The organism is Streptomyces sp. NPDC002640, assembly GCF_053592575.1.
Window position 1 is genome coordinate 119,995 of the sequence record NZ_JBSFVZ010000002.1, and the last position, 24,620, is coordinate 144,614.

The following is a 24,620-nucleotide window of genomic DNA, read 5'->3' on the forward strand; positions in this document are numbered from 1 at the left end:
ACCGGCGGGGGTCCACCGATCCGGTTCCCCCGAACGAATGACCGGGGTCGAGCGCGGGAAAAGCGCAGGTCAGCCGATCCGCTCCAGCACCACCGGCGACGCGGTGGACTCCGTGCCCGCGGCGGCGACCTCGTACGCGCCCTCCAGGGACTCCAGGGCGTAGGCGAACCGCTCGGGGGTGTCCGTGTGGAGGGTCATCAGCGGGGCGCCCGCGGTGACCGTGTCACCGGGCTTGGCGTGGAGTTCCACGCCGGCCGCCGCCTGCACCGGGTCCTCCTTGCGGGCGCGGCCCGCGCCGAGACGCCAGGCGGCGACGCCCACGGCGTAGGCGTCCAGGCCGGTCAGCACGCCGGAGGACGGCGCGGTGACCACGTGCTGCTCACGGGAGGTGGGCAGCGGGGCGTCCGGGTCGCCGCCCTGGGCGCGGATCATGCGGCGCCAGGCGTCCATCGCGGAGCCGTCGGCGAGCGCCTTGGCCGGGTCGGCGTCGGGGAGGCCGGCCGCGGTGAGCATCTCGCGGGCCAGGGCGAGGGTCAGCTCGACCACGTCGGAGGGGCCGCCGCCCGCCAGCACCTCGACGGACTCGCGGACCTCGAGCGCGTTGCCGGCGGTGAGGCCGAGCGGGGTGGACATGTCGGTGAGCAGCGCCACCGTGTTCACGCCGTGGTCGCGGCCGAGGCCGACCATGGTGGTGGCCAGCTCGCGGGCGTCGTCCAGCGTCTTCATGAAGGCGCCGGAGCCGACCTTGACGTCCAGGACCAGGGCCCCGGTGCCCTCGGCGATCTTCTTGGACATGATCGAGGAGGCGATCAGCGGGATGGCCTCCACGGTGCCGGTGACGTCGCGCAGCGCGTAGAGCTTGCGGTCGGCGGGGGCGAGGCCCTCGCCGGCGGCGCAGATCACGGCGCCGACGTCGTCGAGGACGGCGAGCATCTCCTCGTTGGAGAGCGCGGCGCGCCAGCCGGGGATCGACTCCAGCTTGTCGAGGGTGCCGCCGGTGTGGCCGAGCCCGCGGCCGGAGAGCTGCGGGACGGCGGCACCGCAGGCGGCGACCAGCGGGGCGAGCGGGAGGGTGATCTTGTCGCCGACGCCACCGGTGGAGTGCTTGTCGGCGGTGGGGCGGGACAGGGAGGAGAAGTCCATCCGCTCGCCGGAGGCGATCATCGCGGCGGTCCAGCGGGCGATCTCGCGGCGGTTCATGCCGTTGAGGAGGATCGCCATGTTGAGGGCGGCCATCTGGTAGTCGGCGACGTCGCCGCGGGTGTAGGCGTCGACGACCCAGTCGATCTGCTCGTCGGTCAGCTCCGCGTGGTCGCGCTTGGCGCGGATGACGCTGATGGCGTCCATGACGCCCCCTTCTTCTCGCTTCGTTGCTGTGATGGTGCCCGTCCCGGCGGGGTGGCCGCCCCGCCGGGACGTCAGGCTCCGGGTCCCTGGGTGAGGTGACCGGGGCCGAAGGCCTGGGGGAGCATGGCGGACAGGGGCAGGACGCCCTCGGGGGTCTCCAGCAGCAGGTCCGGGCCGCCGAACTCGTACAGGAGCTGCCGGCACCGTCCGCAGGGGACCAGCACGGCCCCCTCCCCGTCGACGCAGGTGAAGTGGGTGAGCCGCCCGCCCCCGGTCCGGTGGAGTTCGGACACCAGCCCGCACTCCGCGCACAGACCGAGGCCGTACGAGGCGTTCTCCACGTTGCAGCCGGACACGGTCCGCCCGTCGTCCACCCGCGCGGCGACCCCGACGGGATACCCCGAGTAGGGGGCGTACGCGCGGGTCATCGCCTCGTGCGCCACCCTCCTCAGGGCGTCCCAGTCGTGGTCGGCCCCGGCCGCCGGGGCCGGGCCCGTCATCCGCCCTGGCCCTTGCGGTACGGCAGGCCGTCCGCCTTGGGCATCCGCAGGTGCTGCGCGGAGAGCGAGAGCACCAGCAGGGTGACCAGGTACGGGGTGGCGGACACCAGCTGCGAGGGCACCTCGTCGGTGGTCGCGTACCAGGCGAACACCACCGCGGCGACGACGGCCGTGACCAGCGCCGGCAGGTACCGCTTGCGCCACGCCAGGTAGACCACGCCCACCAGGAGCAGCAGGGCGACCAGCAGCAGCAGCGCGTGCACGTTGGTGGTGCCGCCGCGCAGGTTGAGGCTGTCGGTGTAGCCGAACAGGCCCGCGCCGAGGGCGAGACCGCCCGGCATCCAGTTGCCGAAGATCATCGCCGCGAGGCCGATGTAGCCGCGGCCGGCGGTCTGCCCGTCGAGGTAGACGTTGGACGCCACGATCGACAGGAAGGCGCCGCCCATGCCGGCGAGGCCGCCGGAGATGATCACCGCGATGTACTTGTACTTGTAGACGTTGACGCCCAGCGACTCGGCGGCGACCGGGTTCTCGCCGCAGGAGCGCAGGCGCAGGCCGAAGGCGGTGCGCCACAGGATGAACCAGGTCAGCGGGACCAGCGCGACCGCGACGACGGTCAGCGGCGACAGGTTGGTGATCATGCCGCCGAGCAGGCCGGCGACGTCGGAGATCACGAACCAGTGCTTCTCGTTGAGCGTCTCCAGCCAGCCGGACAGGCCTGGCACGTCGAAGGTGCCCAGCGACTCGATCGGCGGGGACTGCTTGGAGGTGCCGCCCTCGACGCCCTCGAAGGCGTACTTCGACAGGTAGCGGGCCAGGCCGAGGGCCAGGATGTTCAGCGCCACACCGGAGACGATGTGGTTGACGTTGAAGGTGACGGTGGCGATGGCGTGCAGGATGCCGCCGAGGCAGCCGCCGATGACGCCGAAGGCGACACCGACCCACGGGCCCCACTGGTAGCCGGCCCAGGCGCCGAACCAGGTGCCGAGGATCATCATGCCCTCGAGGCCGATGTTGACCACGCCGGCGCGTTCGGCCCACAGGCCGCCGAGGCCGGCCAGGCCGATCGGCACGGCGAGCCGCAGCGCGGTGGACATCTGGCCGGTCGAGGTGATGCCGTTCACCCCGGTGATCATGCGGACGACGGAGACCAGGACCAGGGCTCCGGCGATCATCAGCAGCACCACGGGCAGCGACATCCGGCGGCGGCCGGGCTTCGCGGCCTTGGCGGGCCGGGACTTGGCGAGGGTCGCGGTACTCATCGGGCCGCCACCTCCTTCTCGGTCGTGTCACCGTTGTCGGACTTGGCGGCCGCGGCCGCCGCGGCGAGTTCCTCGCCGACGCGCCGCTGCTGGCGGCGCAGACCCCAGACGCGGACCACCTCGTAGGAGATGACGACCGCGAACACGATCACGCCCTGCATGATCATGGCGATTTCCTTCTCGTACGGCTCCGGCTCGGCGTAGTCGAGCGCCTGGGAGGCCTTGTCGAGGAAGGCCCACAGCAGCGCCGCGAGCGCGATGCCGCCGGGGTGGTTGCGGCCCAGCAGGGCGATGCCGATCGCGGTGAAGCCGAGGGTGGCGGGGAAGCTCAGGTCGTAGGTGTGGGCGTCGCCGAGCAGCAGCGGCAGGCCGGAGAGGCCGGCCACGCCGCCGGAGATCAGCATGGCCATCAGCGTCATCCGCTTGGCGTCGACGCCGGAGGCCTTCGCCGCGTCCGGGGACTGGCCCGAGGCGCGCAGGTCGAAGCCGAACCGGGTGCGGTTGAGGACCAGCCAGTACAGCAGGCCGAGCACCACGGCGAGGAAGACCAGGCCGTAGACCTCGCCGATGTCGGGGCCCAGGTCGATGCCCGGGATCCAGCCGGAGGGGTGCATCTCGCCGGTGGTCCGGTTGTTGCTGATCTCGACGCCCCAGTTGTCCTTCTGGGTGAGGTAGAGGATCAGCGCGGTGGCGATCGAGTTCAGCATGATCGTCGCGACGACCTCGCTGACGCCGCGGGTCACCTTCAGCACGCCCGCCACGCCGGCCCAGAACGCGCCGGTGAGCACGGCGACCAGCAGCAGCAGCGGCACCTGGAGGAACGCCGGCAGCGCCACGTGGGCGCCGACCACGGCGGTCGTCATGGCGGCGAGGCGGTACTGGCCGTCGACGCCGATGTTGAACAGGTTCATCCGGAAGCCGAGGGCGACCGCCAGTGCGGCGATGTAGTACAGCGTCGCCTGGTTGACGATCTGCACCTGGACGTCGGAGAAGACCAGCTGCTCGCCCATCAGGACGTACGGCTCGATGGGGCTGCGGCCCGAGGCCAGCAGGACCACCGAGGTCAGCAGGATCGCCGCGACCAGGGCCATGACCGGCCCGGCCACGGCCAGGAGCAGCCGCTCCTTGTCGAACTTCTTCATCGTGCCTCGTCCTCCGGGGCGGCGGGGGCGGCGGAGTCCGCAGGCTCCGTGTGTTCCAGGTGGCCCGAGGCCGCGCCGGTCATCGCGGAGCCCAGTTCCTCCGGGGTGACGGAGGCGGGGTCGGCGTCGGCGACCAGGCGGCCGTTGTAGATCACGCGCAGGGTGTCGGACAGGCCGATCAGCTCGTCCAGGTCGGCGGAGATCAGCAGCACCGCCAGGCCCTCGCGGCGGGCGTCGCGGATGACGTCCCAGATCGCGGCCTGCGCGCCGACGTCCACACCGCGGGTGGGGTGGGCGGCGATCAGGAACCGCGGGCCGTGGCTCATCTCGCGGCCGACGATCAGCTTCTGCTGGTTGCCGCCGGACAGGGAGCCGGCCGTGACGTCGATGCCGGGGGTGCGGACGTCGTACTGCTCGACGATGCGCCGGGTGTCGGTCTGCGCGCCCTTCGGGTCCAGCCAGACGCCCTTGGCGTTGGGCTTCTCGGTGACGTGGCCGAGGATGCGGTTCTCCCACAGCGGGGAGTCCAGCAGCAGGCCGTGCCGGTGGCGGTCCTCCGGGATGTAGCCGATGCCGGACTCGCGGCGGCGGCGGGTGGCCCAGGAGGTGATCTCCTCGCCGTCCAGCGTGATGGTGCCGGAGTCGGCGTGCTCGAGGCCGATCAGGGCCTCGATGAGCTCGGTCTGGCCGTTGCCCTCGACGCCCGCGATGCCGAGGACCTCCCCGGCGTGGATGGTGAAGCTGATGTCGTCGAGGACGGCACGGCCGCCCTCGGCCTCCAGCCGCAGGCCCTCCACGGTCAGCACCGGGCGGTCGGTGACGGTGGACTCGGCGGTCTCCGGGGTGGGGAGCTGGCTGCCGACCATCATCTCGGCCAGCTTGCGCGGGGTGATGGTCCTCGGGTCGGCGGTGCCGACGGTGGTGCCGCGGCGGATCACGGTGATCTCGTCGGCGACCGAGAGGACCTCGCCCAGCTTGTGCGAGATGAAGATGACGGACAGGCCCTCGGAGGTGAGCTCGCGCAGGTTGTCGAAGAGCGCGTCGACCTCCTGCGGGACCAGCACGGCGGTCGGTTCGTCCAGGATCAGGATGCGGGCGCCGCGGTAGAGGACCTTGAGGATCTCCACGCGCTGCCGGTCGGCGACGCCCAGGTCCTCGACCAGCGCGTCCGGGCGGACGCCCAGGCCGTACCGCTCGGAGATCTCCAGGATCCGGCGCCGGGCCGCGCCGCCGATGCCGTGCAGCTTCTCGCTGCCCAGCACCACGTTCTCCAGCACGGTGAGGTTGTCGGCCAGCATGAAGTGCTGGTGCACCATGCCGATGCCTCGGGCGATGGCGTCGGCGGGCGACGAGAAGGCGACCTCCCGGCCGCCGACGGTGATGGTGCCCTCGTCCGGCTTCTGCATGCCGTAGAGGATCTTCATCAGCGTCGACTTGCCGGCGCCGTTCTCGCCGACGAGGGCGTGGACGGTGCCCTCGTGGACGCGGAGCCGGATGTCGTGGTTGGCGACGACGCCGGGGAACCGCTTGGTGATGCCCGCCAGCTCGACCGCGGTGGCCCGCTCGGTCTGCGGAGGGCTGCTGGACGCGTCGATGGCGCACACTCCTTGGAGAAAACCTGGGGGAGAAGGGCGTCCGCCGCGCGCTGCGTCCGGCGCCCCTGCCGTTCCGGGTGGTACCGCGGCCCGGGTACGGGGCCGAGGCTGCCCGCACTCCGTTCCGCGGCCGTAACGCTGCCATTACAGCGCTCTTTTGGCCATGCCTCCCGGTACCGCTGTGTCCGGGAGGCGTACCGGGTGGTGTTCCGCGCGCAAGGGTAACGCGCGTAGACCCGCCGGTGAACCGGTGCTCCCGGTGCGCTCGCGCACCTTCCGGCGTGGCCGGGGAGCACCGGGCGGGGCTCACAGCGCTGCGCCCCTCACCGGGGGCGAGGGGCGCAGCGCACGCGAGTGCCCGTGCGTCAGGAGGTCTTGACGGTGACCTTGCCGTCGACGATGTCCTTCTTGGCCTTCTCGACGGCCTCGACGACCTCGGTCATCTCCGTGTACTTCGGGTTGGTGTCGGAGAAGCCGACCGCGCCCGACTTCAGGTCGCCGCGGATGACGCCGGTCAGCGGCTTGCCGTCGTGGACGGACTTGGCGAGGTCGTACACCGCGCCGCCGACGTTCTTGGTGGCGGAGCCGAGGATGTAGTCCTTGTACTCCTTCAGCGCGTCCTGCTGGTACTGGTCGGAGTCGACGCCGATGGCCCAGACCTTGTTCTTGGCGGCCTCGGAGATGACGCCCTGACCGGAGAGGCCCGCGGCGTGGTACAGCACGTCGGCGCCCTGCTCGATCTGGCCGTTGGCGGCCTCACGACCCTTGTCGGGGCTGTTGAAGCCGCCCTCCTGCGGGGTGGAGGTCAGGATCTTCTCGATGACCTTGACGTCCGGGTCGGCCGCCTTGGCGCCCTGCTCGAAGCCGGCGCCGAACTTGTGGATCAGCGGGATGTCGACACCGCCGATGAAGCCGACCGTGCCGGACTTGGAGGCCTTGGCCGCGGCGACGCCGGCCAGGTAGGAGGCCTGCTCCTCGCTGAAGACCATGGAGGCGACGTTCGGGGCGTTGACCGACTCGTCGTCGATGATGCCGAAGGTGGTGTCGGGGTACTTGGCCGCGACCTCCTTGATCGCCGGCGCGTAGATGAAGCCCACGCCGATGACCGGGTTGTAGCCCTGCTTCGCCAGGTTCTCGATGCGGGTGACCTTGTCGGCCTCGCCCTCGCCGTCGGCGGGCTCGAAGGTCTGGCCGCCGATGCCGAAGTCCTTGTCGGCCTTCAGGAAGCCGGCGTGCGCGGCGTCGTTGAAGGACTGGTCGCCCTCGCCGCCGATGTCGTAGGCCAGGCCGATGCCCTTGCCGGACTTGCCCGTCTCCTTGTCACCGCCCGTGGAGGCGGTCTTGCTGCTCTGACCGCAGCCCGCGGCGGCCAGCGCCACGACGGCCACGGTCACCGCCGCACGGGTGATCCTGTTCCTACGAGAAATGAGACGCACTGTAAGCACCCCTTCGACTCACGGCACCGTCTCCGGCCCGCTTTCCCCTGCCGGCCCGCTCCCATGGCGAAACCGCAGCGACAGTAACGCGCGTAGAAACCCGAGGGGAACGGCAGCCCCCCGGCTGTTATCGATTCGTGCCGACACGGGCCCAAACCGGTCACCTCAGGGTTACGGAGCAGTAACAGGATCACCCGTTTCCGGAGGTAACGGACACCGGTGCCACGGCCCCCGGAGGCGGACGACGGGGCGGGCACCGCTCCCCCGGCGCGGAGGCGCGCGCCGGGGCGGGGGTGACCGTCGGTCAGCGCGCGGCGTCCAGCAGGGCGGCGGCGGTGAAGAGTTCCACGCCGACCGTGATGGCGTGCTCGTCGACGTCGAAGTCGCCCTGGTGGAGGTCGCGGACCAGCCGGTCGCCGGGGGCGCGGACGCCGAGGCGGGCCATCGCGCCGGGGACCTCCTCCAGGTACCAGGAGAAGTCCTCGCCGCCGAGGCTCTGCTCGGTGCCCTCCACCGACTCCGTGCCGCGGCGCGCCGTCATGGCGTCCCACAGCAGGTCGGTGACGGTCGGGTCGTTGACCACCGGCGGGACGCCCCGCACGTAGGTGATCTCCGACTTGGCGCGGTGCAGGGCGGCGACCTCGTCGACCGCGGCGTGCACCAGGTCGGGGGCGTCGCGCCAGGACACGAGGTCCAGGCAGCGCACCGTGCCGGACAGTTCGGCGCGCTGCGGGATGACGTTGGGGGCGTGCCCGGACTCGATCCGGCCCCAGGTGACGGACAGACCGCTGCGGGCGTCGACCCGGCGCGCCACCACGGCCGGCACGTCGATCGCGATCCGCGCGGCGGCCGTGACCAGGTCCGTGGTCAGGTGGGGGCGGGCGGTGTGGCCGCCGGGGCCGTCCAGGGCGATCTCGAGCCGGTCGCAGGCCGAGGTGATGGCGCCGGTGCGCAGGCCGATCTTCCCGGCCTCGACCTTGGGGTCGCAGTGCAGGGCGACGATCCTGCCGACGCCCTCCAGCACCCCGTCGCCGATGGCGTCCACGGCTCCGCCGGGCAGGACCTCCTCGGCGGGCTGGAAGATCAGCCGCACCGGGCGCGGCAGCCGCCCCTGGCGGTGCAGTTCGGCCAGGACCAGGCCCGCGCCGAGCACCACCGTGGTGTGCACGTCGTGGCCGCAGGCGTGGGCGCGGTCGGGGACCGTGGACCGGTAGGCGCAGTCGGTCTTCATGTCCGGGATGGGCAGCGCGTCGATGTCGGCGCGCAGCGCCAGCATCCCGCGCAGACCGGCCTCGACGGGCGCGAGGGCCCCCTCGTAGGCGGCGGTGCCGCCCTCCACGCCGATGTCGCAGATGAGTCCGGTCCCGCTCGCGAGCACCCGCGGTCGCAGGCCCGCGCGCTCCAGGCGGGTCTTGATCGCCTTGGTGGTGCGGAACTCCTGGTTGCCGAGCTCGGGGTGCATGTGCAGGTCGCGGCGGAACGCGATCAGCTCGGCGCGCAGGTCGTCGGGGAGCGTGCCCGGCAGGGCGGCGCCGGGCAGTGCGGCACCGGAGACGGCCACGGCGACCTCCGCCGCCCTGGCCTCCTCGACAGCCGCGACGGCGGCCTCGCCGGAGGCGGTGACGGCGTCCTCGGCGGTGTCCGCCGGGTCGGCCTCGGACTCTCTGGACTTCAACTGGTTCACCCTCTGCAGGGTAGGGCTGGTGGGCGGCTCCCCGCCCGTCGATCGGCAAAAGATCAGCCCGCCGGGGGACGGGAATGCCGCCGCTCGACGGTTGTGCGACTCATCCTGTGGGTAGACTCCGCCGCTGCTCGAGCAACCGGGCGGAGCCACCGCGAACCGGACGTTCCGGCACGGTGGTCCCTGCACCACGGTTACCACGCACGGGCGAAATCACGCCGTGTCGTCCGTCCATCGGGACGCAGCCGGATCCCCCGCCAGGCGTGCGCGGGGCGGTTCGGGGGACATGGACGGGCATGTCGACCGTCTCCCCAGCTCAGCCCGCCGCGCCGGACACCCCGCTGAAGCGGGCGCTGACCACGCCGCTGCTCTACTTCTTCATCCTCGGTGACACCCTCGGGGCCGGTGTGTACGTCCTGGTCGGCGAGATCGCCGCGGACGCGGGCGGCGCCGTGTGGGCGCCGCTGCTGCTGGCGCTCGGCCTGGCGCTGCTCACCGCGGCGTCCTACGCCGAACTGGCGACGAAGTACCCGCGGGCCGGCGGCGCCTCCCACTACGCCACGCGGGCGTACGGGCCGTTCGCCGGCTTCGTCACCGGGTTCTGCATGCTGGCCGCCGGGATCGTCTCGGTGGGCGCGCTGGCGCGCGGCTTCGGCGGCGACTACCTCTCCGAGTTCGTGACGCTGCCGGTGGCGCTGGTCGCCGTCGTGTTCCTGCTGGTGCTGGCGCTGGTGAACGCGCGGGGCATCAAGGAGTCGACCCGGGCCAACGTGGTCGCCACCGTGATCGAGGTGGGCGGGCTGCTGGTGGTCGTGGTGCTGGGCGCGTGGATGATGCTGCGCGGCGACGCCGACCTCTCGCGGCTCGGCCGCCTCGGCACCCCCGAACAGGGGGCCTGGGCGGCGCTCCTCACCGGCGCGGTGCTCGCCTTCTACTCGTTCGTCGGCTTCGAGACGTCGGTGAACGTCGCCGAGGAGACGCGCAACCCGCGGCGGTCCTACCCGCGGGCCCTGTTCGGCGCGCTCGCCACGGCGGGTGTGGTGTACCTGCTGGTCGGCGTGGTCGCGTCGGCGACCGTCCCGACCGGGACGCTGGCCGGATCCAGCGGGCCGCTGCTCGAGGTGGTCGAGGCGGCCGGCGGGGTGCCGGGGTGGCTGTTCAGCGCGATCGCGCTGGTCGCGGTGGCCAACGGGGCGCTGCTCACCGGGATCATGTCCTCCCGCCTCGCCTACGGGATGGCGCGGGACGGCCTGCTGCCGTCGGCGCTGGCGCGGGTGCTGCCGCAGCGGCGGACGCCGTGGGCCGCGATCGCGGCGACGACGCTGCTGTCGATACTGCTCGCGGTCACCGGGAGCGTGGCGACGCTCGCCTCCACGCTGGTGCTGCTGCTCCTCGTCGTGTTCTTCGTGGTCAGCACGGCGGCGCTGGTGCTGCGGCGGCGGGATCCCGAGGGGGAGTCGACGGTGGAGCACTTCCGGGCGCCGGCGGTGGTGCCGGCGCTGGGGGCGGTGTCGTGCGTCGTCCTCGCCACGCAGGTGGAGGGCGAGGTGTGGGCCCGCGGCGGCATCGTCCTGGCCGCCGGCGCGGTCCTCGCCGCGATCGCCGCGACCCGCCGCCGTCGCCGTGACGCCACGACGTGACCCTGCCTTCCGTCACCGCCGCGAGCGGGAGCGCCGGAGCCCCGGTTCCGGCAAGGGCCCCGTTCCGCGGGGGCGCTGACGCCCACCGCCGCGAGGTCACGCGCGGAGGGCGGCCCCCGTAGGGGCGCGGCCCCGGTCAGAGAGGGGTGGGGCCCGGGGTGAGGCGGTGGATGTCGCGGGCGGCGAGGGTGACGCCGCTGAGGAAGCCCTGGGCGCGGGGGGAGGCCCGGTGCGTGAGCCACTCGGGGTCGATGTCGCACGCGATGACCCGCGCCCCCGTGCCGGCCAGCGCGAGCGGCAACGTGTGCAGCACCGTGGACGGGAAGGACAGCACCGTCCGCGCGATCGGCCCCCGCCGCGCGATGAGCTCCAGCGGCAGGTCCGGCCGCACCACCTCCAGCTCCGCCTCCACGGCGAGCCGGTGCAGCTTCTCGGTGCTCTCGCGCCGGTGCGCGAAGTACCGCCGCACCCCGTGCTCCCGCGCCAGCCGCCCCACCGCGGTGAGGTACGCGTCGACGTCGACGACGCCGGTCTCCACCAGCGAGGTCCCCACCAGGTCGGCCCCGGCGGTGACCGTCGGCGGCCCGAAGGTGGCCCGGGTCCACGCGAAGTCGTTCGCGGTGACGACGGCGTCGTCCGGGATCTCGGCGAGCGGCATGGAGGTGAAGATCTCCACCTGCCGCCGCTCCCCCGGCGTCAGCCGCCGCCGCGCCGAGCGCGTGACCGGCGCGAGCACCATCTCCCGGGGCGAGGGCCGCGCCCCGCGCCGGTGCCACCGCACCAGGGGTTCGCGCCGCGCGACCTGCGCGGTGAACTCCATGGTGGCGGTGCCGTCGTCGACGACCACCAGGTCCCGGGTGGGGGTGATGGTCAGCAGCAGCTGGACGTACCGCGAGAACGGGTCCCCTATGACGATCCGTTCGGCCCGCCGCAGCGGGCCGGCCAGCCCCCCGATGGTCCGGAAGGGGGCCGAGGCGCCGCCCCGGGCCTCCTCCCAGCGGACCTCGTGACCCTCCCGCCGGGCCAGCTCGGACATCCGCCGCAGCTGGCCCCGGCTCATCGGGTCGGTGGGCGACAGGACGACGAGGCAGATGCCCCTCTCCTGGGCGTGGGCCGCCCATTCCAGGGCGTTGAGCAGCTGAACGGGGCTCTCGACGAAGGCGAGTGTGCGCGGGCTCACGGTGCTCATGGGCGTTCCGCCGTCCTGTCGGTGGGGGGGTTGGGGGTGCGGTCAGACCGCGGCGGGGACCTGCTCGGCCTCGCCGGCCTCGGTCTCGGCGATCACGCCGGGGACGCGGCGCAGCTTCTTCATGGGGCCGATCTCGGACTCGTAGACCTTCTTGACGCCGTCGCCGAGGGAGGCCTCGATGGTGCGGATGTCGCGCACCAGGCGGGACAGGCCCTGCGGCTCCACGGAGGCGGCCTGGTCGGAGCCCCACATGGCGCGGTCGAGGGTGATGTGGCGCTCTACGAAGACGGCGCCGAGGGCGACCGCGGCGAGCGTGGTCTGCAGGCCGGTCTCGTGGCCGGAGTAGCCGATCGGGACGTTCGGGTACTCCTGCTGCAGGGTGTTGATGACCCGCAGGTTGAGCTCCTCGGCCTTGGCCGGGTAGGTCGAGGTGGCGTGGCAGAGCACGATGTTCTCGGAGCCGAGGACCTCGACCGCGTGGCGGATCTGCTTCGGCGTCGACATGCCGGTGGAGAGGATGACGGCGCGGCCGGTGGCGCGCAGGGCGCGCAGCAGCTCGTCGTCGGTGAGGGAGGCGGAGGCCACCTTGTGGGCCGGGAGGTCGAACTTCTCGAGGAAGGCGACGGCCTCGGTGTCCCACGGGGAGGCGAACCAGTCGATGCCGCGCTCCTTGCAGTGGGCGTCGATGGCGCGGTACTCGTCCTCGCCGAACTCCACGCGGTGGCGGTAGTCGATGTAGGTCATCCGGCCCCAGGGGGTGTCGCGCTCGATGTCCCACTGGTCGCGCGGGGTGCAGATCTCCGGGGTGCGCTTCTGGAACTTCACCGCGTCGCAGCCGGCTTCCACGGCCGCGTCGATCAGCTTGATGGCGTTGTCGAGGTCGCCGTTGTGGTTGATGCCGATCTCACCGGTGACGTAGACCGGCTGACCGGGACCGACGAGCCGCGAACCGAACGAGCGCAGACGGGGGTTGGTGCTCATGAGGGGGAACTTCCTTACGTGGTTGGGGTGGTGCTGACCTGCCGTGTCCGGTGCGGTGCCGCCGTCCTGGTCGAGGAGCGGGGCCAGCGCGCGGGCGCGGGCGAGGTCGTGCGGATCGTCGATCTCCAGCACCCGTGCCGGGTCCGTGCGGACCAGGTCGGTGCGGCCGAAGAAGCGGTGCCGGTGGGCGCGGAAACCGGCCGCGTCCATGGCGTAGGCGGCGCCGGTCTCCAGGAGGTCCTGGGGACGGTCCTGGCGGCGCGGCCGGTAGGACTTGTCGTGGTTCACGCCGTGTCCGCCCGCGTCCGCGTCGGCGCCGTCGCGCCAGACGAAGCCGTGGAAGGCGGCGACGGTGACCGCGGTGTCGGCGCCGTTCTCCACCACCGCGGCGGCGACACCGTCGACGTCGGCCGCGGTGAGGAACGGGCTGGTGCACTGGACGAGGAGGACCACGTCGGCCGGGTGGCCGGTGAGCGCCTCGTGGGCGTCCAGGGCGTGCAGGACGGCGGACTCGGAGGTCGCCGTGTCCCCGGCGATGGCGGCGGGGCGCATGACCGCCACCGCTCCCGCGGCGCGGGCCGCGGACGCTATGGCGGGGTCGTCGGTGGAGACCGCCACGTCGGTGACCAGGCGGGCGGCCAGGCAGGCGCGGACCGCGCGGGCGACCAGCGGGACGCCGGCCACCTCGGCGAGGTTCTTGCCGGGGACCCCCTTGGAGCCGCCCCGGGCGGGGATCACGGCGAGGACGCGGCGCCCCCGGCCGGTGGAGGCGGTGGTCGCGGAGGTGGTGGTCGCGGAAGTGGTGGTCGCGGAGGTGGTCGTCGCGGAAGTGGTGGTCGCGGAGGCGGTGGTCGCGGACGTGGTGGTCGCGGAGGTCACAGCTCCCCCAGACGTCGGATCAGCGGGGCCACGCGCTGCACGCCGTGCCGGTACGCGCCGCGGGCGGTCTGCCGGACGACCCGGCGGACGGGGCCGGGCTCGCGGTCGGCTACGGGCGCGCCGGGCAGCGGGGCGCCGTCGGGGGCCAGGTGGTGGCGGGCGAGGATGCCGGGCAGGTAGCCGGGCGCCGTGTGGTGCGTGTAGTACGGGGCGAGCGGCGGCAGCTGCGGGGCCTGGAGCAGCTTCGCCAGGCGCTCGCCGGCGGCGTCGAAGGCGTGCTCGTAGCCGCCGTCGGCGGCGACGCCCTGGCGGGCCAGCCACTCCTCGTCGGGCACCGGCAGGTGGCCCGCGTCGAGCTGGTCGAAGGAGGCGAGGATGCCGGAGCCGGTGAAGTGGTGGTTGCCGAGCGCCTCGCGCACCCCGAGGTCGGTGAGGACCGCGGTGGGGATGCGGCGGTGCAGGGACTCCAGCGCGGCCGTGGAGGAGACGGTGACCAGCAGGTCGGTGCGGTCCAGGACCTCGCCCATGTGCCCGTAGACCAGGCGGAGGTTGGCGGGCAGGTCCAGGCGCTGCGCCAGCTTCTGGTAGGGCAGTTCCTCGATGTGGGTGGTGTGCTCGCCGGGCCGGGAGCGCAGCTTGAGCAGCACCTCGCGCTCGGGGTGCCGGCGGGCGTGGCCGACGAGCCGCTCCAGCAGGTACGTCCGGTCCTTGCGGGACTCCGGGACGGAGGGCTGGGCGGCGAACACCACGGTGTAGGGCCGCTCGCCGCTCTCCCGGTACCGGTCGCCCCCGAGGAAGGGCAGGGCCACCTCGGTGACGGCGTCCGGGTCGGCGCCCACGCCCTCGTAGACGGCGCGGAAGCGGTCCGCGTCCTGGCGGGAGTTGGCGAGCACCAGGTCGGCGCCGTGGCGCAGCAGCAGGCCGTCGGCGAGCTTCTCGTAGACGATCCCGACGTAGCCGGTGATCACCACGGGCCGGCGGCTCTCGTCGCGGGCGCCCCAGGCGTGGCGCAGTCCGTGCAGCATGGCCTGGACACCGCCGCCCACCAGGGCGAGCACCACCACGTCGTAGGGCTCCTCGGTGACCGCGCGGAGGAACTCGACCGCGCTCACCTCGCGGAGCGAGTCGGCCTCGACGCCGACCTCGGCGAGCTGGCGGGGCGTGGGGGTGGCGCGGCCGCGCAGGAGGTGGCCGTCGAGGCGGATCTCCCGGCCGGCGGGCGCGAGGCGCCGCGCGGTGAGGGCGCCCCATTTCCACCGGGTGTCGGAGTCCGCGACGACCGCGACCCTCAGGGCCCCGGTGGTTGCGTTTTCTGCGGTACTTGCTGGCACGCCGGAAACGCTAGGAACGCATTCCGAGGCGCGGCCCAACCGCACTGCAACAAAGGGTGAACAGAAGGCCGACGAAAAACCAATCAGCCGGTGGGAGGCCGGTATGCGGCATTCCGGAAAACGTGGTTCACATGATTTCCGGCCCTCGTTCACCCGCTGGACATCGAGGGGTAAGGGGGCGTGCCGGGCGAGCGCCTAGCGTCGGGGGCGTGGTCAAGCTCTCTGTGATCGTCCCCTTCTACAACGTGCGGCAGTACGCGCCCGACACCCTGAGGAGCCTGCAGGCCAACGCCCGGTCCGACGTCGAGTTCCTTCTGGTCGACGACTGCTCGACCGACGACACCCCGGCGCTGCTCGAGAGAGCGGAGCGCGACCTGCCGGGCGCGCGGCTGCTGCGGCACGAGCGCAACCGGGGCATCGCCGCCGCCCGCAACACCGGCCTGGAGGCGGCGCGCGGCGAGTACCTCACCTTCCTGGACGGCGACGACTGGCTCGCGCCCGGCCACTACGGGCGGCTGATCGCGGCCACGGACGAGCTGGGCTGCGACTTCGTGCGCACCGACCACGTCCGTTCCACGGGCCGCGAGCGGGTGGTGCAGCGGGTGCCGCACGGCCCGAGGAACGTGGTGACCAGCCCGCGGGAGGCGATCCTGCCCGCGGACCGTTCGACCTCCGTCGACTACCCCTTCGTGTGGGCCGACGTCTACCACCGCCGGCTCGACGACCGGGGCCTGCTGCGCTTCGTGGAGGGGCTGCACACCTGCGAGGACCGGCTGTGGACCTGGCGGCTGCACCGGGAGGCGGAGTCCTTCGCGGTGCTCGACATGTACGGCGTTTTCTACCGCCGCGGAGTGTCCTCGTCGCTCACCCAGATCGGTGACGAACGGCAGCTCGATTTCCTCCGCGCATTCGACCAGGTGATCGCGGAAACCTCCGAGGACCGGGACGCGGACCTTTTCCTTCCGAAAGTCGTCCGCACGTATTGCGCGATGATGTGCCACCACCTGACCGCCGAGGCCGAAGGCCGATACCAGCCGGCGGTGGGACGGAAACTGAAGGCGCTGAGCGCCGCGGCACTGCGCCGCATGCCGCAGGACGTACTCGACCTGACCCTGGACTCCATGGACACCGAACGCGCCACCCGGCTGCGCCGGCTGCGCCGCCGTCCCGCCGTGGGAGCAGCCGCATGACCACCCAGATCTTCCTCGCCTCGACCCTCTACGGCACCGCCACCCTGGCCGCCGCCCTGGACGCGGGCTGCTTCGGCACGGCCCGCCGCCGGATCCTGCTGGTCTCCAACAACGCCGCCGTGCCGGAGACCACCCCCGCGCCGAGCGAGGCGCCCGGCTTCGAGAAGCTGCGCGAGCGCTTCGACGAGGTCGTCTCCTGGAACGACACGATCTCCCCGTTCCACCCCTCCGGCTGGGAGCCCCGCCCGGAGGACGCGGTCCTGTGGCAGCGCCACCTGCGCCTGGCCTGGGACCTCGGCGACGACGACGTCGAACTGGCCGTGGAGTCGATCCAGGCCCAGCCCTCCCTGGGCATCGCCCAGATCTTCGGCGCCGCTCCCCTGACCGTCTACGCGGACGGCCTGATGAGCTACGGGCCCACCCGGATCAAGCTGGACCCCCTGGTCGGCACCCGGGTCACCCGGCTGCTCCACCTGGACCTCGTCCCCGGACTGCGCCCGCTGCTGCTCACCGAGTTCGGGGTGCCGGCCGAACTGGTGCCCACCGACGCCTTCCTGAAGGTCCTCGACGAGCTGGCCACCGGCCAGGAAGGGCTGCCGGAGGTGCCCGGGTCGCCGGCGCTGCTGCTCGGCCAGTACCTGGCGGCGCTGAACATCCTCACGCCGGCGGAGGAGGAGCAGCTGCACCTGCGGATGGTCCGCGGCGCGGTGGCCCTCGGGCACCGGACCATCGTCTTCAAGCCGCACCCCACGGCACCGGCCTCCTGGAACCAGGCCCTGGTGGCGGAGGCCGAGCGCCTGGGCGTCGAACTGACGGTGCTGGACGAGCCGATGCTGGCCGAGGTGCTGTTCCGGCGGCTCCGCCCGGCGCTGGTGGCGGGCTGCTTCTCCACCGCCCTGTTCACCGCGTCGGCACTGCACGGCCTGCCGGTGGCCCGCACCGGCACCACCCTGCTGCTGGACCGGCTCGCCCCCTACCAGAACAGCAACCGGGTCCCGGTCACCGTGGTCGACGCCCTGCTGCCCGACCTGGAGGACGCCGAGGCGGTGCGCGAGCAGCGGCCCGGCATGACGGTCGAGCAGCTCGGCGAACTGGTGACGGCGGTGGGCTTCGCGATGCAGGCGCGGATCCACCCCGCGCTGCGCCCGGCCGCCGAGGCGTTCCTGCGGGAGCACCAGGACCCGCGCTGGATGCGCTACTTCAAGCGCCGCCGCCTGACCAGCCTGGGCCTGCCCGGTGGGGTCCCGGACCAGCTCACCTTCCTCGCCCGCAACCGCGCGCTGAAGCGGGCGGTGCGGCGGGCCAGGTCGCTGAAGCGGACGCTGCGCCGCTGACGCCGCCCCGTGAACGCGGGCCGCCCCCTCGCGAGGAGAGGGGGCGGCCCGTTTCTTCGTGCGGCGCCGCCTCGCCGGAGCGGCCTCGCCGGTACGGCATGGCCGGCTCGGCGGCGCGGCCGGTTCAGCGGTCCAGCAGCGCCTTGATCTCCGCGGCGTTGCTCCGGGTGACCTCCCACAGCTCGCGCTGGCGCCCGTGCACGTCGGCGACGGTGGCCTCGTGGTCGTCGAGGATGCCCAGCGCCCGCTCGGTGAGCACCGCGCCGAGGTTCCGGTCGTGGACGGAGACGCCCCACTCGGGCCGGCCGATGTCGGCGAGGAAGTACGCCATCTTCGGGTGCGAGATCAGGCTGACGATCGGGGTGCCGAGGCCGAAGGGGATCATCCCCGCGTGGCCGCGCATCCCGACGACCAGCCGGGTGGCCGCGTAGGTCTCCCTGATCTCGTCGTTGTCGAAGTCGTACATGGGGATGACCGGCAGCGAGATGCCATGCTCGCGCCGCAGGTCGAAGGCGATCCGCTCGTCGTCCAGCGAGTGCGCCGCGCACCGGACCTCGGCCCGCTCGCCGATCGCCCGGACCGCCTTGGCCATCTCGGCGAGGAAGTGGCCGTAGTCGTGGCCGAACCGCAGCCCCGCGCGGTCGTAGGCGGCGTTGAGCAGGACGGTGTCCTCGCGGCGCGCCGGGTCCGTCCAGCCGGGCAGGATGTGCCGGGTGACGGTGGTCGGGCAGGGCTGGAACCGCACCTTGTCCCGCAGTCCGGCCGGCAGCATCGCGCGGACCTTCTCGATGGAGCCGTGGTTGCGCAGGCCGAAGAAGGCCGAGCGTTCCACCAGCAGGCGCAGGCTCTCGGCGAACCGGCGGGCCCGGTAGGACTGCCCGTCGAAGGCGTTGAACCCGACGGCGTACACGATGACGGGCACGTCGATGGCGCGGAGCGCCTCGTCGGAGACGTTCCACTGCCAGCCGCTGGCGCCGTTGGGCATGGTGTCCGGGATGAACAGGCCGCCGCCGCCGATGACCAGGCCGCGGCGGGCGTTGACCCGTTCCAGGGCGGCCGGGTCGAACAGCCGGTGGGCGTGGACGGGGTGCCAGCGCCGGGCGGTGGTGTCCGCGCCGAAGGCCAGCCGCACGCTCTCCGGGAGCAGCTTGTCGCCCGCGTTGCCCTGCCGCTCCATGTAGAAGGCGACGTGCGCCAGCTGGTCCTCCGCGACGCCCTGCTTCTGGCCGGGGAGCGCGGCGGACGGGCGGGAGCGCTGCGCCCACAGGCGGCAGGACCGGTGGGTCGGGTCGACGGACAGACCGAGCAGCGCGTACCGCTGGGCCTCCGCGTCGTCGCCGTGCACCCAGGCGATCTGCGCCAGCCGGGCGTAGGCGACGGCGGCCTTGCCGGGGTCGGCGGTGGCCAGCAGCAGGTGGGTGCGGGCCTCCTCGTACCGGGAGACGCTCATCAGCGCCTGCCCCAGCACCTCGTGGCTCCAGGCGTCCCGCACCGGGAACTCGACCCGGCCGAGGATGTCCACGGCCTCCTGGTACTCGCCCGCCGCGATGTGCGCGAGGGCGACCTTGCGGGCGGTCTCCACGTCACCGGTGCGGGCCACGTGGGCGGTGCCGAGGTGGACCAGCAGGTCGTGGTGGGTCTCGGCGGCCGGCAGCGCGGCGAACGCGGCGCGGAACTCGTCGTCGCCCATGTCGTACGCGTGCCAGCGCTCCTCCCCCCGCCCGTAACCGGCCTCGCCGCCCTGCCAGGGCTTGTGGCGGCCGGTGAAGTGCAGGATCGCCACGTCCTCGGGGACCTCGAGGTCGCCGGAGAGGCGCCGCTTGACGAAGTTGTAGCGGGCGTCGAGGCGGACGAAGCCGCCGTCGAGGACGGCGTTGAGGATGCCCTGGTCGTGCTTGTCCAGCTCGTAGGCGCCGGTGCGGCCGGTCTCGTCGAGCCGGGCGCAGAACGCGTCGGACAGGTACTCCCGCTGGATGACCAGCAGGCCGGAGTTGAGCTTGTGCCGCCCGTGGAAGAACTGCGGGACGGCGGCGATGCCCTCGCGCAGCCGCAGCAGCTCGCCCAGGTCCCCGAGCACCACCATGTCGGTGTCCAGGGTGATCACCGTGTCGTAGTCCCGGATGCGGAACACGTCGAGGATGAAGTACGCCTTGCGGACCAGGTAGTTGTGCTGGTCGCCCTTGGCGTAGGAGTCGTAGTGGTCCGCGTTCACCCGGCGCAGCACGATCCGCGGGTGCAGGGCGCGGATCCGGGCGACGGAGGCGGGCCGCAGGTCGTCGTACAGCACGACGAAGTCCTCGCACACGCCCGGGTTGGTCAGGGCGAGGCTGCGCAGCAGGGTCAGGAACCCGGGGAGGTAGTTCTCGTCCACGTACGAGGCGAAGGCGATGCGGCGCCGGCCGGTGACGGCGTGGGCGGCGGTGTCGGGCGGCGCGAGGGCCGCCCGCGACGGCTGCGCGGAGGCGGCGGCGCGGTCGGGAAAGGTGGCGGTCATCGCAGGGAGATCCTCATGTCGGTCACGCGCCGGGCCCGCTCCAGGACCCAGTCCTTCTCGCTGGTGTACTCGTGGACGGTGGTGATCGGCAGCTTCATCGCGGCGTCGACCCGGTAGGCGCCGCTCTCGTAGAAGTCGAAGCCGATCAGGTCGATCACCGGGTTGACGTCCAGGAAGTCCAGCAGCCACAGCATGTTGAAGCCGCTGGTGGGGATGGCCGGCCATGCCTCGGAGCCGACCTTGCCGATGTTGCGCAGCGGCCAGCGCAGCGACTCGTCGCCCAGGTACTGCTGGGCGCCCGGCACCAGGCGGTTGCGCAGCGAGTACTTCCACTCGTGGGAGAGGCCGCCGAAGACCAGGCGGGTGGTCACCGGCTTCTCCCAGTTGAAGCCGTGCTTGTGGATGGTGACGTGGATGTCGGTCCGGGTCCCGGTGTGGGCGGGCTCCAGCCGGAAGGAGTTGAACCGCACGACCAGGTCGTAGTCGTCGATCTCCTTGCCCAGTGAACTGGTGGCAACGCGCCCGGAGTTGGCGATCAGGCAGACCGAGCGTCCGGCGATCATGTTGCGGAACTCGCCGAGGCCGATCCACTCCACGCCGCCCATGGTGGGATCGGCGACCGGGCCGCGGCGCCGCGCGCGGTGCTGGTCGGCCCACAGGCGGGCCGTCGTGGCGAGGTCGCCGACCGCGGCCGGGCCGCCGTCGGCACGGGCGTCCTGGACCCGCAGGTCCATGTACTGGGCGAGCAGGTCCTGCCGGTCGGTGACCGGCGCCCCGGACCGGGCGTGCTCCAGCAGCGCGGCGACCAGCAGCGGCCGGGCCTCCTCCTCGCCGCCGCGGGCGCGCAGCTCCAGGCCCTCGGTCCACAGCTCGGTGACGGGCCGGGCCGGGACGTCCTTCGCGGCCGGGCAGTCACGGCCGAGGAGCTCCAGCAGCTCCGCCTCGCGCCCGGCGGCGAACCGCAGTCCGGCGATCTTCGCGCCGACACCGGTGCCGTCGTTCGCGGTGAGCGACCGGTAGCGCTCGAACGCCTCGACGGCGGCGGTCTCGTCGCCCATGGCCTCCAGCACCCGGGCGCGCAGCCGCCAGCCGGCCCGGGAGTTCTCCCGCAGGGCCAGCACGGTCCGGCTGATCTGCTCGGCGAGCCGCCGCTCATCGTCGTAGCCGCAGTGCAGCGCCTTGTCGGCCACGGAGACCAGGGCGTCCAGCACGTCGTTGCTGAGCTTGGTCCCGCCGCCACCGCCCTTGACCACCCGCTTGAGCACCGCGGCCGCGCCGGACGGTCCCTGCGGCGCCGTGCCGGCCGCCGGCCGCATGCTCCACAGGGCCAGCAGCTGGCGCAGCCGCTCGGCGAGTTCGACCCGCCGGCGGTCGACGGTGCCGACCAACTTGCCGCTGTGCACCGCGCAGGCGGCCAGGCAGTCCTCCAACTGCCCCGCGCCCCGGGTTCCCGGACGTCTCTCCTCGACCACCGTCATGCCACTCCCGCTTGCTGCCGCGCCCTCGAAGGTCTCCGGGGCGGATGGGTCCTGTGAGCAAGCTAGGAAGGGAAAGCGGCGCGGAGGTGAATGAACCCCGGCGCGCGGGCGAATGATGGGAACTCAGGCCGACGGCCGGGTGACGGGAGGACGAATCCGCCGCTCCCGTCACCCGGCCGTCATGAAGATCCCGACGCCTCCGGCCTTCCGGAGGGCCGATCCTCCGGAAGGCCGGCCCGCCGGAGGGCGGGCCCGTCAGAACGCGTCGGTCGGGACGTAGGCGCCCCAGACCTCGCGCAGCGCGTTGCAGACCTCGCCCACGGTGGCGCGGGCGCGCAGGGCGTCCTTCATCGGGTAGAGCACGTTGTCGTCGCCCTCGGCGGCCTTCTTCAGGGCGGTCAGCGCCGCGTCGACGGCCGCCTGGTCGCGCTCGGCCCGCAGCCGGGCCAGGCGCTCGGCCTGCTGGGCCTCGATGGCCGGGTCGACGCGCAGCGGCTCGTAGGGCTCCTCCTCGTCGAGCTGGAAGCGGTTGACGCCCACCACGACCCGCTCGCCGGCGTCGGTCTCCTGGGAGATCCGGTAGGCGCTGCGCTCGATCTCGGCCTTCTGGAAGCCGCGCTCGATGGCGGCGACCGCGCCGCCCATGTCCTCGACCTTGCCCATCAGTTCGACGACCAGCGCCTCCAGGTCGTCGGTCATCCTCTCGACGACGTACGAGCCGGCGAACGGGTCGACGGTGGCGGTGACGTCGGTCTCGTAGGCCAGCACCTGCTGGGTGCGCAGGGCGAGGCGGGCCGACTTGTCGGTGGGCAGCGCGATGGCCTCGTCGAAGGAGTTGGTGTGCAGCGACTGGGTGCCGCCGAGGACCGCGGCCAGGCCCTGCACGGCCACGCGGACCAGGTTGACCTCGGGCTGCTGGGCGGTGAGCTGCACGCCGGCGGTCTGGGTGTGGAAGCGCAGCATCATCGACTTGGGGTTCTTCGCGCCGAACTCCTCGCGCATCACCCGGGCCCAGATCCGGCGCGCGGCACGGAACTTGGCGACCTCCTCGAGGATGGTCGTGCGGGCCACGAAGAAGAACGACAGCCGGGGCGCGAAGTCGTCCACGTCCATGCCGGCGGCGACCGCGGTGCGGACGTACTCGATGCCGTCGGCGAGGGTGAAGGCGATCTCCTGCGCGGGTGAGGCGCCGGCCTCCGCCATGTGGTAGCCGGAGATGGAGATGGTGTTCCACTTCGGCATCTCGGCCTTGCAGTACTTGAAGATGTCCGCGATCAGCCGCAGCGAGGGCTTGGGCGGGAAGATGTACGTGCCGCGGGCGATGTACTCCTTCAGCACGTCGTTCTGGATGGTGCCGGTGAGCTTGTCCGCGCTCACGCCCTGCTCCTCGGCGACGAGTTGGTAGAGCAGGAGCAGCAGCGAGGCGGGGGCGTTGATCGTCATCGACGTGGACACCTTGTCCAGCGGGATGCCGTCGAACAGGACCCGCATGTCGTCGACGGAGTCGATGGCGACGCCGACCTTGCCGACCTCGCCGGAGGCGATCGGGGCGTCGGAGTCGTGGCCCATCTGGGTGGGCAGGTCGAAGGCGACCGACAGGCCCATGGTGCCGTTGGCGATCAGCTGCTTGTAGCGCTGGTTGGACTCGACGGCGGTGCCGAAACCGGCGTACTGGCGCATGGTCCAGGGACGGCCGGTGTACATCGAGGGGTACACGCCGCGGGTGAACGGGTACGATCCCGGCTCACCGAGTTTCCCCTCGTGCTCCCAGCCCTCCAGGGCGCCGGGCCCGTAGACCGGCTCGATGGGCAGTCCGGACTCCGACTCGCGCGCCATGGAATGTTCCTCCGCGTCCTTGCTGGGATGGGGCCGTTGGGGTGGTTACTCGCTGGTAAAGGGGGGTCCTGCCACGGACTGTAGCGGCGCGCCCTCGAGCGGTGGAGGGGCACACGCTGGGAGCTTGCTCACAAACCGCTGGAGCGGGTCCTGGTTCGGCGGGGCCCCGGGGCGGGGAGCATGACGGAAACGGTACGGAGCAGGGCGCGGCGACGACGGGGGTCGGCAGGATGGGAAGACGCGGAACGACGAGGTGGGGCGCGGCCGCGCTGGCCGTGACGGCGGCGCTGGCGGGGTGCACGGTGCAGCCGGGCAGCGAACCGGCGTGGACCCAGGTCACCGCGGACGACAGGAACACCGGGACCGGCCCGCCCGCCGCTCCCCCGCCCTCCGCCTCCTCCCCGGCGACGACCGCTCCGGGGCCCTCGCCGTCCCGGAGCACGCTCCCGCCGAAGTCCCCGGCCCCCTCCGGCCCGTCCGGCCCGTCCGGCCCCTCCTCCCCGTCCGGGCCTGCCACGCCGTCCGCTCCCCCGCCCGCCCCGGCGAAGGTCCTGTGGTCACCCGGTGACCGGGGACGCGACGTCCGGGAGATCCAGGCCCGGCTGCGGCAGATCGCCTGGCTGTTCGAGGGGCCCACGGGGGTGTACGACCGGGCCACCGAGGAGGCGGTGCGGGGCTTCCAGGACAAGCGCGGTCTGCCCCGCACCGGGCGGATGGACTCCGTCAGCTGGCAGCGGCTGCTGGACATGACCGCCGAACCGGGGCGCTGGGACCTGTACCTGATGGGCGGCCAGGAACCGGGGCCGCCCGACGAGCGCTGCCGGAAGGGGCGGGTGCTGTGCATCGACAAGACCACCCGCACCCTGCGCTGGATGATCGACGGCCGGACCGTATCCCACATGCCGGTCCGCTTCGGCTCGGTGGCCACGCCCACCCGTGAGGGCGTGTTCAGCGTCTACTGGAAGTCGCGGCACCACGTCTCGACGCTCTACGACTCGCCGATGCCCTACGCGATGTTCTTCAGCGGCGGCCAGGCGGTCCACTACTCGCCGGACTTCGCCGAGCGGGGCTACGCGGGCGCCTCGCACGGCTGCGTCAACGTGCGGGACGAGGACCTGATCGCCCGGCTGTACGCCGCGGTGCGGGAGGGCGACAAGGTCGTCGTGCACCGCTGACCGCGGGAGGGCGGGGAGAGGGGTGCGCGGGCGGGGCAGGGGGAACGTGCCCCGCCCGCGCGGGATGCGCTGCCGGGTGTACGGGGGGGAACACCGGCTCGCGCGACAGCCGATGACCAGTCGGCCCACT

At 72.8% G+C, this 24,620-nt stretch carries 17 protein-coding genes and 1 pseudogene; 4 read left to right on the top strand and 14 right to left on the bottom strand.

The window, feature by feature from the left end:
- Positions 1-69: 69 nt before the first annotated feature.
- From ACWD3O_RS03200 to ACWD3O_RS03230, 7 genes are all read right to left on the bottom strand, one after another.
- A complete protein-coding gene (locus ACWD3O_RS03200; protein WP_451414699.1) occupies positions 70-1,347 on the bottom strand; it encodes a thymidine phosphorylase in 1,278 nt (425 codons plus the stop codon).
- Between the two features lie 71 nt (positions 1,348-1,418).
- Positions 1,419-1,847 (bottom strand): cytidine deaminase, encoded by a 429-nt coding sequence (locus ACWD3O_RS03205; protein WP_451410830.1) that lies wholly within the window; start codon positions 1,845-1,847, stop codon positions 1,419-1,421.
- Positions 1,844-3,109, bottom strand: coding sequence for an ABC transporter permease (locus ACWD3O_RS03210; protein WP_451410831.1), 1,266 nt, complete (start codon positions 3,107-3,109; stop codon positions 1,844-1,846). The genes ACWD3O_RS03205 and ACWD3O_RS03210 overlap by 4 nt, the downstream gene beginning before the upstream one ends.
- Positions 3,106-4,251 (bottom strand): ABC transporter permease, encoded by a 1,146-nt coding sequence (locus ACWD3O_RS03215; protein WP_451410832.1) that lies wholly within the window; start codon positions 4,249-4,251, stop codon positions 3,106-3,108. Before ACWD3O_RS03215 ends, ACWD3O_RS03210 begins: the two co-directional genes overlap by 4 nt.
- Positions 4,248-5,855 carry an ABC transporter ATP-binding protein gene (locus tag ACWD3O_RS03220; protein WP_451414700.1) on the bottom strand — a complete coding sequence of 536 codons (1,608 nt, stop codon included), beginning with the start codon at positions 5,853-5,855 and terminating at the stop codon, positions 4,248-4,250. The genes ACWD3O_RS03215 and ACWD3O_RS03220 overlap by 4 nt, the downstream gene beginning before the upstream one ends.
- 356 nt (positions 5,856-6,211) lie before the next feature.
- Positions 6,212-7,240 (bottom strand): BMP family lipoprotein, encoded by a 1,029-nt coding sequence (locus ACWD3O_RS03225; RefSeq protein ID WP_451410834.1) that lies wholly within the window; start codon positions 7,238-7,240, stop codon positions 6,212-6,214.
- 346 nt (positions 7,241-7,586) lie between these two features.
- Positions 7,587-8,843: an amidohydrolase gene (locus ACWD3O_RS03230; RefSeq protein ID WP_451414828.1), complete on the bottom strand. Its 1,257-nt coding sequence runs from the start codon at positions 8,841-8,843 to the stop codon at positions 7,587-7,589.
- A gap of 416 nt (positions 8,844-9,259) precedes the next feature.
- Here ACWD3O_RS03230 and ACWD3O_RS03235 point away from each other — a divergent pair, with 416 nt between their 5' ends.
- Entirely contained in the window at positions 9,260-10,603 is a 1,344-nt protein-coding gene (locus ACWD3O_RS03235; RefSeq protein ID WP_451414701.1) for an APC family permease, read from the top strand.
- A 136-nt stretch (positions 10,604-10,739) separates the two neighbouring features.
- Here ACWD3O_RS03235 and ACWD3O_RS03240 read toward each other — a convergent pair whose 3' ends face one another.
- The 4 genes and pseudogenes from ACWD3O_RS03240 to ACWD3O_RS03255 all read right to left on the bottom strand — a co-directional run bounded on the left by ACWD3O_RS03240 (position 10,740) and on the right by ACWD3O_RS03255 (position 14,983).
- Positions 10,740-11,792, bottom strand: coding sequence for a hypothetical protein (locus ACWD3O_RS03240; RefSeq protein ID WP_451414702.1), 1,053 nt, complete (start codon positions 11,790-11,792; stop codon positions 10,740-10,742).
- 42 nt (positions 11,793-11,834) lie between these two features.
- Complete coding sequence (locus ACWD3O_RS03245; RefSeq protein WP_451414829.1) at positions 11,835-12,773, bottom strand: N-acetylneuraminate synthase family protein; 939 nt, start codon at positions 12,771-12,773, stop codon at positions 11,835-11,837.
- Positions 12,774-13,133: 360 nt separating this feature from the next.
- A pseudogene (locus tag ACWD3O_RS03250) lies at positions 13,134-13,652 on the bottom strand (acylneuraminate cytidylyltransferase family protein); the annotation flags it as partial.
- Entirely contained in the window at positions 13,649-14,983 is a 1,335-nt protein-coding gene (locus ACWD3O_RS03255; RefSeq protein WP_451414703.1) for a DUF6716 putative glycosyltransferase, read from the bottom strand. The pseudogene ACWD3O_RS03250 and the gene ACWD3O_RS03255, both read right to left, overlap by 4 nt.
- Positions 14,984-15,192: 209 nt before the next feature.
- Here ACWD3O_RS03255 and ACWD3O_RS03260 point away from each other — a divergent pair, with 209 nt between their 5' ends.
- Positions 15,193-16,173: a glycosyltransferase family 2 protein gene (locus ACWD3O_RS03260; protein WP_451414704.1), complete on the top strand. Its 981-nt coding sequence runs from the start codon at positions 15,193-15,195 to the stop codon at positions 16,171-16,173.
- A complete protein-coding gene (locus ACWD3O_RS03265; protein ID WP_451410840.1) occupies positions 16,170-17,507 on the top strand; it encodes a polysialyltransferase family glycosyltransferase in 1,338 nt (445 codons plus the stop codon). The genes ACWD3O_RS03260 and ACWD3O_RS03265 overlap by 4 nt, the downstream gene beginning before the upstream one ends.
- Positions 17,508-17,631: 124 nt before the next feature.
- On the opposite strand, the gene ACWD3O_RS03270 is transcribed toward ACWD3O_RS03265, so the two are convergent.
- The 3 genes from ACWD3O_RS03270 to ACWD3O_RS03280 all read right to left on the bottom strand — a co-directional run bounded on the left by ACWD3O_RS03270 (position 17,632) and on the right by ACWD3O_RS03280 (position 23,315).
- Positions 17,632-20,001, bottom strand: coding sequence for a glycosyltransferase (locus ACWD3O_RS03270; protein WP_451414705.1), 2,370 nt, complete (start codon positions 19,999-20,001; stop codon positions 17,632-17,634).
- Positions 19,998-21,479: a glycosyltransferase family 29 protein gene (locus ACWD3O_RS03275; RefSeq protein WP_451414706.1), complete on the bottom strand. Its 1,482-nt coding sequence runs from the start codon at positions 21,477-21,479 to the stop codon at positions 19,998-20,000. The genes ACWD3O_RS03270 and ACWD3O_RS03275 overlap by 4 nt, the downstream gene beginning before the upstream one ends.
- Positions 21,480-21,734: 255 nt before the next feature.
- The gene (locus tag ACWD3O_RS03280) at positions 21,735-23,315 is read right to left on the bottom strand and encodes an acyl-CoA mutase large subunit family protein (protein ID WP_451410843.1); all 1,581 of its coding nucleotides are present in this window, start codon (positions 23,313-23,315) and stop codon (positions 21,735-21,737) included.
- 230 nt (positions 23,316-23,545) lie between these two features.
- On the opposite strand from ACWD3O_RS03280, the gene ACWD3O_RS03285 reads away from it, so the two are divergent.
- Positions 23,546-24,490 carry a L,D-transpeptidase family protein gene (locus ACWD3O_RS03285; RefSeq protein WP_451414707.1) on the top strand — a complete coding sequence of 315 codons (945 nt, stop codon included), beginning with the start codon at positions 23,546-23,548 and terminating at the stop codon, positions 24,488-24,490.
- The last annotated feature ends 130 nt before the right edge of the window (positions 24,491-24,620 follow it).